This window comes from Faecalibacillus sp. TM498 (assembly GCF_020589955.1).
In the GTDB taxonomy this organism is placed as follows: domain Bacteria; phylum Bacillota_I; class Bacilli_A; order Erysipelotrichales; family Coprobacillaceae; genus Faecalibacillus; species Faecalibacillus intestinalis.
This window is the reverse complement of sequence record NZ_JAJDKB010000061.1, coordinates 1-12,577: the sequence shown is the minus strand read 5'-3', so window position 1 is coordinate 12,577 and position 12,577 is coordinate 1. Positions and strand designations below refer to the sequence as shown.

The following is a 12,577-nucleotide window of genomic DNA, read 5'->3' as shown; positions in this document are numbered from 1 at the left end:
AAGACTAAAATCCACTTTGTCATATCTAAAGTGGAATTTAACTTTTCACTTTAGATTTTTTTTATTTTTTATAAAAAAAGGTATTGACTTTTTTGAAACCTTTATCTAAAATACAATAATGACTATTAATATTTAAAATCAAGCGTTTTTGTGCGCTCAAAAACAGTTTAATAGAGATAAAGAAGGGTGGAGTTAATTCGTGGAAAAGCATACAACTACAGCAAAAAGCAAGATTACTCGTCGTAATTACTCTAGGATTTCAGGATCTTTAGAGTTACCAAATTTAGTAGAAATTCAAACAAATTCCTATAAATGGTTTAAAGAAGTAGGAATTAAAGAAGTATTTGATGATATCTACCCAATTACAAACTTTAATGAAACTTTATCATTAGAATTTGTTGATTGTGCCTTTGATGAACCAAAATATTCCGTAAACGAAAGTAAAGATCGTGATGCAAATTATGCAGCACCAATTCGTGCTACTTTACGTTTAATCAATTCAGGAACTGGTGAAATTAAAGAACAAGAAGTATTTATGGGTGATTTCCCATTAATGACTGATTCAGGAACTTTCATTATTAATGGGGCAGAACGTGTTATTGTATCTCAATTAGTACGTTCACCAGGGGCATACTTTGCTGATGCCATTGATAAAAGTGGTAAAACTGTCTTTGAAGGTAGTATTATCCCATCAAGAGGGACTTGGTTAGAGTTCGAAAATGATGCAAAAGATGTTTTAAATGTTCGTATTGACCGTAATAGAAAAATCCCAGGAACAGTTTTATTACGTGCTTTAGGATTTTCTAGTAACGAAGATATTATTGATGTTTTTGGTGATCATGAATTTATTTTGAACACTTTAGCAAAAGATAATACAACAAACACAGAAGAAGCTTTAATTGAAATTTATAATAAATTAAGACCAGGAGAACCTGCTACATTAGAAGGTGCTACAAGCCTTTTATATACTAGATTCTTTGATCCTAAACGTTATGATTTAGCTAAAGCTGGTCGTTTCAAATTTAAGAAAAAATTAAGTTTATTAGATCGTATTGCAGGACGTGTTCTTGCTGAAGATGTTAAAGATGTTGATGGTAACGTTGTTTGTACAAAAGGAACAGTTATTACAAATGAAGTTATTGATACATTAAGACCTGTTTTTGAAGCAGGTGCACACACTGTTGAAATGAAAACTAATCCTAGATTAGAAAGTAATGGTGTATTACAAGTAGTTCATGTTTATGTTGATGAATCACGTACTAAAGTTATGAAAGTAATTGGTACAGATTTATCATTAAATTGTAAATATGTTACAATCTCTGACATGATTGCAGCATATTCATATATGTTAAACTTAGTTGATATTTTCAATTCTTATGATTTAGCACCTGAAGATAGAGTATCTCATATGGCTCGTATAGGTTTATTAGATGATATCGATCATTTAGGAAATAGACGTGTACGTTCTGTAGGTGAATTAATTCAAAACCAATTCAGAATTGGATTATCAAGAATGGAAAGAGTTGTTAAAGAAAGAATGTCATTATCTGAAGTGGATTCAGTAACACCACAATCTTTAACAAATATTCGTCCATTAACTGCCGCAATGAAAGAATTCTTTGCGTCATCACAATTATCACAATTCATGGATCAAATTAACCCATTAGCCGAATTAACAAATAAACGTCGTTTATCTGCATTAGGGCCAGGTGGTTTATCAAGAGACCGTGCAGGATATGAAGTCCGTGACGTACATGCTTCCCATTATGGAAGAATTTGTCCAATCGAAACTCCTGAAGGTCCAAACATCGGGTTAATTTCAACTTTAGCATCTTATGCTAAAATCAATGAATATGGATTTATTGAAACTCCATATCGTAAAGTTAATAAATGTGTTATCGATGAAGACGATGTACGTTATTTAACTGCTGATGAAGAAAAAAATTACATTATTGCACAAGCAAATGTACAAACATCTGATGAAGGTGAAATCTTAGATGAACAAGTTATCGCCCGTCATTTAGGTGAAAATATTATGGCTAAAAGAGAAGATGTTGATTTTATCGATATTTCTCCAAAACAAATCGTTTCTGTTGCCACTTCATGTATTCCATTCTTGGAAAACGATGATGCAACTCGTGCTTTAATGGGTGCCAACATGCAACGTCAAGCTGTACCTTTATTAAATCCACATACACCATTTGTTGGGACAGGTATGGAATATCAAGCTGCAAGAGATTCTGGAGCAGCTTTAGTAAGTAAACATAACGGTACTGTAAGTTATGTAGATGCTAAACGTATTGAAATCGTGGATGATGAAGCAGTTGTTCACAAATATCGTTTAACAAAATTTGCTATTTCAAATGCAGGAACTTGTATCAACCATAAACCAATTGTTAAAGTTGGAGAAGAAGTTGTTGTTGGTCAAGTATTAGCTGATGGTCCAGCAATGGAACAAGGTGAATTAGCATTAGGACAAAACGTGTTAGTTGGTTTCATGACATGGAATGGTTATAACTACGAAGATGCCGTTATTATGTCTGAAAGATTAGTAAAAGAAGATGTATATACATCTATTCATATTGATGAATATTCAATTGAATGTCGTGATACAAAATTAGGACCTGAAGAAATTACAAGAGATATCCCTAACGTTGGGGATGAAGCACGTAAAAACTTAAATAGTGATGGTATCATCATGATTGGTGCTGAAGTTAAAGAAGGAGATATCTTAGTTGGTAAAGTTACTCCAAAAGGTCAAGCTGAATTATCAGCAGAAGAAAAATTATTACTTGCAATCTTTGGTGAAAAGTCAAGAGAAGTTAAAGATAATTCATTAAGAGTTCCTCATGGTGGGGCTGGTATCGTTCATGATATTAAAATCTTTGATCGTAAAAATGGTGATGAATTACAACCAGGTGTTAACCGTGTTGTTAAAGTTTATATCGTTCAAAAACGTAAAATCTCTGAAGGAGATAAAATGGCTGGACGTCATGGTAATAAAGGGGTTATTTCAAAAATCTTACCAATCGAAGATATGCCACACTTAGAAGATGGTACACCATTAGATATCATGTTAAATCCATTAGGGGTTCCATCTCGTATGAATATCGGACAAGTATTAGAGTTACATTTAGGTTATGCAGCTAGACAATTAGGTTTATATATTGCTACTCCTGCTTTCGATGGTTTACATCGTGAAGACTTAGAAGCATTAATGAAAGAAGCAGGAATGAATGAAGATGGAAAACAACCTGTTATTTCTGGACGTACGGGTGAATATTTTGATTCTCCTGTATCTGTAGGTATTATGTACTTCGTTAAATTATCACACATGGTTGATGATAAATTACATGCACGTTCAGTAGGACCTTACTCATTAGTTACTCAACAACCACTTGGAGGTAAAGCTCAAAACGGTGGACAAAGATTTGGGGAAATGGAAGTTTGGGCACTTGAAGCTTATGGTGCTGCTTATACACTTCGTGAAATCTTAACTGTTAAATCTGATGATGTTGTTGGACGTGTTAAAACATATGAAGCTATTGTTAAAGGACAACCAATGCCAGAACCAGGATTACCTGAATCATTTAGAGTATTAAAGAAAGAATTACAAGCATTAGCATTAGATATTCGTTTATTAGATGAAAATGATCAAGAAATTGATGAAAGAAATATCGAAGATGAAGAAAGACGTTTCCCAAGATCAATTGAAAAAGAAGATGTAAACGAAGAAAAAGAAGTTGTTACTGATGCTATGAAATCTGAAGAATTAGTTGAAACTGAAGAAAGTGAATCATTATAAGGAGGGAATAGAAAATGGCAAATACTAATAAATTTTCATCAATCCAAATTGGATTAGCATCTCCTGAAAAAATTCGTGAATGGTCTTATGGTGAAGTAAAAAAACCTGAAACGATTAACTATCGTTCTCAAAAGCCTGAAAAAGATGGTCTATTCTGTGAAAGAATCTTTGGACCATCTAAGGATTGGGAATGTAGTTGTGGAAAATATAAGAAAATTAGATATAAAGGTGTTGTATGTGATCGATGTGGTGTAGAAGTTACTAAATCTGCAGTACGTCGTGAACGTATGGGACATATTGAATTAGCTACACCAGTAGCACATATTTGGTATTTAAAAGGTATTCCATCAAGAATGGGATTAATCTTAGATATGTCACCAAAACAACTAGAAGAAATTATTTATTTTGTTTCTTATGTTGTTATTGATAAAGGAACTACACCTTTAGAATACAAACAAGTATTATCTGAAAGAGATTATCGTAAATGTTATGAACAATTTGGTCATACATTTGAAGCTCAAATTGGGGCTGAAGCGATTCAAACTTTATTAAAACAAGTTGATTTAGATGCAGAATTTGAACTTGTATCTAAAGAATTAAAAGAAGCTCAAGGACAAAAACGTACTAAATTATTGAAGAGATTAGAAGCTATTGAAGCATTTAGATCTTCTGATAATCAACCTGAATGGATGATTCTTGAAGCATTACCAGTTATACCACCTGATTTAAGACCTATGTTACAATTAGATGGTGGACGTTTTGCGACAAGTGATTTAAATGATTTATATAGACGTGTTATTACTCGTAATAATCGTTTGAAAAAATTATTAGAACTTGGAACACCTTCTATTATCGTTCAAAATGAAAAGCGTATGTTACAAGAAGCTGTTGATGCCTTAATTGATAATGGTCGTCGTTCTAAACCAATTACTGGTGCTGGTGGACGTGCGTTAAAATCATTAAGTCATACATTAAAAGGTAAACAAGGACGTTTCCGTCAAAACTTATTAGGTAAACGTGTTGACTATTCAGGACGTTCAGTTATCGCTGTAGGACCAGACTTAAAAATGTATCAATGTGGTATTCCACGTGAAATGGCATTAAGCTTATTTAAACCATTTGTTATCCATGGTTTAGTTGATCAAGAAATTGCTACAAATATTAAAGCAGCTGAAAGATTAATTGATAAAATGGATGATAAAATTTGGCCAATCGTTGAAGAAGTTATCAAAGCACATCCAGTATTATTAAACCGTGCGCCAACTCTTCATAGATTAGGTATCCAAGCATTCGAACCTAAATTAGTAGAAGGACGTGCTATTCGTCTTCACCCATTAGTAACTCCAGCGTTCAATGCCGATTTCGATGGGGACCAAATGGCTGTCCATGTACCATTAGGTGAAGAAGCAATTCAAGAAGCAAGACAATTAATGTTAGGATCAACAAATATCTTAGGTCCTAAAGATGGTAAACCTATCGTTACTCCATCCCAAGACATGGTGTTAGGTAACTACTACTTAACATTAGAAGATGTTGGAGCAATTGGTGAAGGTACTGTCTTTGCTGATAGAAATGAAGTTGATCATGCATATTTTGCTAAAACTGTAAATCTTCATACAAGAGTTGCTATTAAAGCATCTGCATTACACAATGCAACATTTACAGAAGCTCAAAATAACAGTTATTTAATTACTACTGTAGGTAAAATTTTCTTTAATGATATCTTTGATGGACAATTCCCATTTATCAATGAACCAGGTAAAGAAAACTTATCTGGCACACCTGATAGATACTTTGTTCCAATGGGAACTGATATTAAATCACATATTGCTGCTCAACAACCAGTTAAACCATTAGGTAAAAAAGCATTAGGAAGCATCATTGATGAAGTGTTCAAACAATCTGCATTAACTGATACAAGTTTAATGCTTGATAAGTTAAAAGACCAAGGATTTAAATATTCAACAATTGCTGGTATTACAGTATCTGCTTATGATATCCAAGTGCCACAAGCTAAATTTGAAATCTTTGATAAAGCAGATCAAAAACTTGAACAAATTAAAACTTTCTATAATAAAGGTAAATTAACTGAAGCAGAAAGATACCAAAGCGTAATCAAATTATGGACTGGTGTTAAAGATGAAGTCCAAGAAGTCGTTCGTCAAGAGTTCGAAGCTGATGATCGTAACCCAATCTTCATCATGTCTGATTCAGGTGCCCGTGGATCACTTTCTAACTTCACTCAGTTAGTAGGTATGCGTGGATTGATGTCAAATCCAAAAGGGGAAACAATCGAGTTACCAATCAAGTCTGCCTTCCGTGAAGGTTTAACAGCATCAGAATTCTTTATTTCAACACACGGTGCCCGTAAAGGTTCTACAGATACTGCCTTAAAGACTGCCGATTCAGGTTACTTAACAAGACGTTTAGTAGACGTTGCTCAAGAAGTTATTATTTCTGAAGAAGATTGTGGAACAGATAGAGGATTCGTTGTTACTGAATTATACAATACAGATGACAATACTGTAATTGTTCCATTATATGACCGTTTAGTTGGTCGTTATTCACAAAAAGATGTTTACCATCCAGAAACTAAAGAATTATTAGTTGCTGCAGGTGAAATCTTTACTGAACAAAACGCTAAAGTTGTTTGTGATGCAGGTATTAAAGAAGTTGAAATTCGTTCAGTTCTTGGCTGCGTTGCTAAAGGCGGAGTTTGTAAAAAATGTTATGGTCGTAACTTAGCAACAGGTAATGTTGTTGAATTAGGTGAAGCTGTTGGGGTTATGGCTGCACAATCAATCGGTGAACCAGGTACTCAGTTAACAATGCGTACTTTCCATGATGGTGGGGTTGCCGGTGGTGCCGATATCACTCAAGGGTTACCTCGTATTCAAGAATTATTTGAAGCACGTAATCCAAAAGCTAAATCAATTATTTCTGAAATTGATGGTGAAGTATCAAATATTATTGATAATGCAGGAAGAATGGAAGTTGTTGTTTCTAACGATTTAGAAACAAGAAGTTACTTAACTCCATATGGTGCAAAATTAAGAGTTAATGTTGGTGATGAAGTACGTATTGGTGATAAAATCACTAAAGGTTCTATTGATCCAAAAGAATTATTAAATGTAGCTGATACAGAAGCTGTTGAAAAGTATATTATTAAAGAAGTTCAAAAAGTATATCGTATTCAAGGTATCGAAATTTCTGATAAACATATCGAAATTATCGTAAGACAAATGTTGAAGAAAATTAGAATTGTTGAAGGTGGAGATACTGGAACACTTCCTGGAACACATGTTAATGTAACTCAATTTACTGAATTAAATAGAGAAGCATTAAAAGAAGGAAAACATCCAGCTGTTGGTAGACCAATCTTATTAGGTATTACTAAAGCATCTCTTGAAACTGATTCATTCTTATCTGCAGCATCATTCCAAGAAACTACTAAGATCTTAACTGATGCATCAATTAAAGGTAAGAAAGATATGTTAAAAGGATTAAAAGAAAATGTATTAATTGGTAAATTATTACCAGCTGGTACAGGATTTAGAGGCCCTTTAAAATCACCTGAAACATTAGCAAAAGAAGCTGAAGAAGCAAAAGCAGCTGAACTTGCTAAATATGATTTATTAGATGATAATCATGAAAATCTTGGAGATCAATTATAAAAAAATAGGCTTAGGCCTATTTTTTTTATATTTTTTAATTTTTTTGTTGACATTATCATTTTAATACTATAATATATTGTCAGTGCCCTGATTGGGTGCAATATTTATTGATTAAATATGAAACACCCGGTATTGTGTGTTATCAAGAAAGGAGAAAGAAATGCCTACAATTAACCAATTAGTAAGACAAGGTCGTACTGATAAAACAACAAAATCAAATTCACCTGCTTTAAATAGAGGTTATAACTCATTAGCTAAAAAAGCTACATCAACTAAATCACCTCAAAAGCGTGGTGTGTGTACTCGTGTTGCTACTATGACACCTAAAAAACCTAACTCGGCTTTACGTAAATATGCCCGTGTTAGATTATCAAATGGTATGGAAGTAACTGCATATATTCCAGGAATTGGACACAACTTACAAGAACATAGTGTTGTTTTAATTCGTGGTGGTCGTGTTAAAGACTTACCAGGGGTTCGTTACCATATTATCCGTGGTACAATGGACTGTGCTGGAGTTAACGATCGTAAACAAGCACGTTCTAAATACGGTGCTAAAAAACCAAAAGCTTAATTAATACTTATAGGAGGAAATATATATGTCAAGAAAAGGACGAGTTGCTAAAAGAGACGTTCTACCTGATCCAGTGTATAACTCTAAAACTATTTCTAAACTTATCAACAACATTATGTTAGATGGTAAAAAAGGTGTTGCTCAAAACATCTTATATGATGCGTTTAAAAAAGTAGAAGAAAAAACTGGGAACCCAGCTATGGAAGTCTTTGATCAAGCAATTAACAATATTATGCCAGTTCTTGAACTTAAAGTAAGACGTATTGGTGGGGCTAACTACCAAGTACCAGTTGAAGTTTCTTCAGAAAGAAGAATGACTTTAGGTTTAAGATGGTTAGTAAACTACTCTCGTTTAAGAAACGAAAAAACTATGGTTGATCGTTTAGCAAACGAAATTATTGATGCTTCAAACGGAACAGGTGCTTCTGTTAAGAAGAAAGAAGATACTCATAAAATGGCTGAAGCTAATAAAGCATTCGCTCATTTCCGTTGGTAATATAACGGCTAAAATTTTGAAGGGAGAAAACAAATGGCTCGTGAATTTTCGTTAGAAAAGACTCGTAATATCGGAATCATGGCTCATATTGATGCTGGTAAAACAACAACAACTGAACGTGTCCTTTATTACACTGGTAAAATCCACAAAATTGGTGAAACTCACGAAGGTGCTTCACAAATGGACTGGATGGAACAAGAACAAGAACGTGGAATCACAATCACTTCAGCAGCTACAACTGCTCAATGGAACGGGTATCGTGTTAACATTATCGATACACCAGGCCATGTAGACTTTACAGTCGAAGTAGAACGTTCTTTACGTGTATTAGATGGTGCTGTAACTGTATTAGATGCAAAAGCTGGTGTAGAACCACAAACTGAAACAGTTTGGCGTCAAGCTACTACTTATGGTGTACCTCGTATTGTATTCGCTAATAAAATGGATGCAACAGGTGCAGATTTCATTATGTCATTAGAATCTTTAGAAAAGAGATTAGGAGTACAAGGTGTTGCAATTCAATTACCTATCGGTGCTGAAGATACTTTCGAAGGAATCATTGACTTAATTAAAATGAAAGCTGTTTATTTTGAAGGAGCAAAAGGTGAAAACGTAATTTACAAAGAAATTCCTGAAGAATATATGGCTCAAGCTGAAGAATACCGTGCTAAAATGTTAGATCAAGCAGCAACTTATGATGATGATCTATTAATGAAAGTTTTAGAAGGTGAAGAAGTTACTGAAGAAGAAATTAAAGCAGCAATCCGTAAAGGAACATTAGCTGTAGAATTATTCCCAGTATTATGTGGTTCAGCTTACAAAGATAAAGGTGTTCAACCAATGTTAGATGCAGTAATTGACTTTTTACCTGCACCAACTGACATTCCTTCAATCAAAGGTACTGATGAAGATGGTAATGAAGTAGAAAGACATGCATCAGATGATGAACCTTTCTCAGCATTAGCATTCAAAATCATGGCTGACCCATTCGTAGGAAAATTAACTTTCTTCCGTGTATATTCAGGTACATGTCAATCAGGAAGTTATGTATTAAACTCTACAAAAGATAAAAAAGAACGTTTAGGTCGTATTCTTCAAATGCATGCGAACAAACGTAATGAAATTGATGAAGTTTACGCTGGAGATATCGCTGCAGCTGTAGGTTTCAAAAACACAACAACTGGGGATACTATCTGTGACGAAAAGAATTTCGTTATCCTTGAAAAAATGGAATTCCCTGAACCAGTTATCCAATTAGCTATCGAACCAAAAACTAAACAAGATCAAGATAAGTTAAGTAATGGTTTAATTAAATTAGCTGAAGAAGATCCAACATTCAAAACATTTACTAACCCTGAAACTGGAGATACAGTTATCGCTGGTATGGGTGAATTACACTTAGACGTAATCGTTGACCGTTTAAAAAGAGAATTCAAAGTAGAAGCTAACGTTGGTGCTCCACAAGTTGCTTACCGTGAAACAATCACTCAAGCAGCTGAATGTGAAGGTAAATATGTAAAACAATCTGGTGGTCGTGGACAATACGGTCACGTATGGATCAAATTTGAACCAAATGAAGGTAAAGGATTTGAATTCGTTGATGCTATCGTTGGTGGGGCTGTCCCAAGAGAATATATCAACTCAGTAAAAGTAGGTCTTGAAGATGCGCTTGAAACTGGTATGATTGCTGGATACCCTGTATTAGACGTAAAAGCTACATTATTTGATGGTTCTTACCATGATGTCGATTCATCAGAAATGGCATATAAAGTAGCTGCAAGTTTAGCACTTAAAAATGCTGCTAAAAAATGTGGTCCTGTATTATTAGAACCAATTATGGCAGTAGAAGTAACTGCTCCTTCTGAATATTTAGGTAGCGTTATGGGTGATATTTCATCTAGACGTGGTATGATCGAAGGACAAGAAGAAAGAGGAAATGCTGTTTCAGTTCAAGCATCTGTACCATTATCAGAAATGTTCGGATACGCAACTGATTTAAGATCATTTACTCAAGGTCGTGGAAACTATACAATGCAATTTGATAGATACGAAGCTGCACCTAAATCAATTAGAGAAGAAATCATCAAGAAAAATGGTGGAAATGTATAATCTACATTAAAATCAAATAAATATTGATTTTTTCGAACAAATAAACTAGAATGTTTATTGTAAAAAATTAAAAAATAGGAGGAACCTTAACAATGGCTAAGGAAAAATTTGACCGCTCTAAAGCGCATGTAAATATCGGAACTATTGGTCACGTTGACCATGGTAAAACAACTTTAACAGCTGCAATCACTACTTGTCTTGCTAAAAAAGGACAAGCTGCTGCAATGGATTATGCTTCAATCGATGCTGCTCCAGAAGAAAAAGAACGTGGTATCACAATCAACACTGCACACGTAGAATATCAAACTGAAACTCGTCACTATGCACACGTTGACTGTCCAGGTCATGCTGACTACATCAAAAACATGATCACTGGTGCTGCACAAATGGATGGTGCTATCTTAGTAGTTGCTGCTACTGATGGACCAATGCCACAAACAAGAGAACACATCTTATTATCTCGTCAAGTAGGTGTTCCATACATCATCGTATTCTTAAATAAATGCGATATGGTTGATGACGAAGAATTAATCGACTTAGTAGAAATGGAAGTTCGTGAATTATTAAATGAATATGACTTCCCAGGTGATGATACTCCAGTAATCAGAGGATCAGCATTAAAAGCATTAGAAGGAGATCCTAAATGGACTCCAGCTATCGACGAATTAATGGAAGCTGTAGATACTTATATCCCAACTCCAACTAGAGACGTTGATAAACCATTCTTAATGCCAGTAGAAGACGTTTTCACAATCACTGGACGTGGAACTGTTGCTACAGGTAGAGTAGAACGTGGACAATTAAACTTAAATGACGAATTAGAAATCGTTGGTATCAAAGAAACTCAAAAAACAGTTGCTACTGGTATCGAAATGTTCAGAAAATTATTAGACTATGCTGAATCTGGAGATAACATTGGTGTATTATTACGTGGTATCAACCGTGATCAAATTCAACGTGGACAAGTATTAGCTAAACCTGGTTCAGTACATCCACATACTAAATTCAAAGGTCAAGTATATGTATTAAGTAAAGATGAAGGTGGACGTCATACACCATTCTTCGCTAACTATAGACCACAATTCTATTTCAGAACTACTGATATTACTGGTGTAATCGAATTACCAGAAGGTACTGAAATGGTAATGCCTGGAGATACTGTAGAATTAACAGTTGAATTAATTCACCCAATCGCAATTGAACAAGGAACTAAATTCTCAATTCGTGAAGGTGGTAGAACTGTAGGTTCTGGAAACATCTCTGAAATTATTGAATAATAATTTTAACGAAAGGTCCTTCGGGACCTTTTTATATTTAAGCATTTTTTATTACGAATGTTTCTTATTTGTAGTAAATGACTTTTTGTTCAAAATAGTGCTTTATCTAACGAAAGCGCTTGAATAATAGATATGACTTTGATAAAATAATAGTGCAGATGTAAGTAGTCTGAATATTTGTTTATAGAAGGAGATAATAAAAATGGATCAACAAGAACAAATCGTAATTAACTTAATTGTTAATGCTGGTAGCGCACGTAGTTCAGCTATCGAAGCAATTCAATATGCAAAAGCTGGAGATATCGAAAAAGCTGAAGAATCTTTAGGAAACGCTAAAGAAGCAGTTAATGAAGCTCATCATTCACAAACTGAAATGATTCAAGCTGAAATTAGAGGAGAAAAAGCACCATTAAGCTTATTAATGGTACATGCTCAAGACCACTTAATGACATCATTATTATGCATTGACTTAGCTCAAGAATTCGTTGATGTTTACAAAAAAATTGGTTAATTATAAAAAGAAGCTCTAATATGTTATTTAAAAGTCTAACTTAATGTTAGGCTTCTTTTTTTATAGAAATAAGTATATCTTTGGAGCGATGATGAAAGTCTCACTGATCAATGATGGACCAACAACAATCA

The 12,577-nt window shown here is 34.1% G+C and carries 7 protein-coding genes; all 7 read left to right on the top strand.

The window, feature by feature from the left end:
* Positions 1-199 precede the first annotated feature (199 nt).
* Positions 200-3,805: a DNA-directed RNA polymerase subunit beta gene (rpoB, locus tag LJD32_RS13220; RefSeq protein WP_227392612.1), complete on the top strand. Its 3,606-nt coding sequence runs from the start codon at positions 200-202 to the stop codon at positions 3,803-3,805.
* Positions 3,806-3,819: 14 nt separating this feature from the next.
* The gene (gene rpoC / locus LJD32_RS13215; protein WP_032089401.1) at positions 3,820-7,479 is read left to right on the top strand and encodes a DNA-directed RNA polymerase subunit beta'; all 3,660 of its coding nucleotides are present in this window, start codon (positions 3,820-3,822) and stop codon (positions 7,477-7,479) included.
* Positions 7,480-7,639: 160 nt separating this feature from the next.
* Complete coding sequence (rpsL, locus tag LJD32_RS13210) at positions 7,640-8,053, top strand: 30S ribosomal protein S12 (protein WP_022002417.1); 414 nt, start codon at positions 7,640-7,642, stop codon at positions 8,051-8,053.
* A 25-nt stretch (positions 8,054-8,078) separates the two neighbouring features.
* Positions 8,079-8,549 carry a 30S ribosomal protein S7 gene (gene rpsG, locus LJD32_RS13205; RefSeq protein ID WP_022002418.1) on the top strand — a complete coding sequence of 157 codons (471 nt, stop codon included), beginning with the start codon at positions 8,079-8,081 and terminating at the stop codon, positions 8,547-8,549.
* Between the two features lie 33 nt (positions 8,550-8,582).
* The gene (gene fusA / locus LJD32_RS13200; RefSeq protein WP_117783348.1) at positions 8,583-10,658 is read left to right on the top strand and encodes an elongation factor G; all 2,076 of its coding nucleotides are present in this window, start codon (positions 8,583-8,585) and stop codon (positions 10,656-10,658) included.
* Between the two features lie 92 nt (positions 10,659-10,750).
* Complete coding sequence (tuf, locus tag LJD32_RS13195) at positions 10,751-11,935, top strand: elongation factor Tu (RefSeq protein WP_032089391.1); 1,185 nt, start codon at positions 10,751-10,753, stop codon at positions 11,933-11,935.
* 202 nt (positions 11,936-12,137) lie between these two features.
* Positions 12,138-12,446: a PTS lactose/cellobiose transporter subunit IIA gene (locus LJD32_RS13190; protein WP_022002421.1), complete on the top strand. Its 309-nt coding sequence runs from the start codon at positions 12,138-12,140 to the stop codon at positions 12,444-12,446.
* The last annotated feature ends 131 nt before the right edge of the window (positions 12,447-12,577 follow it).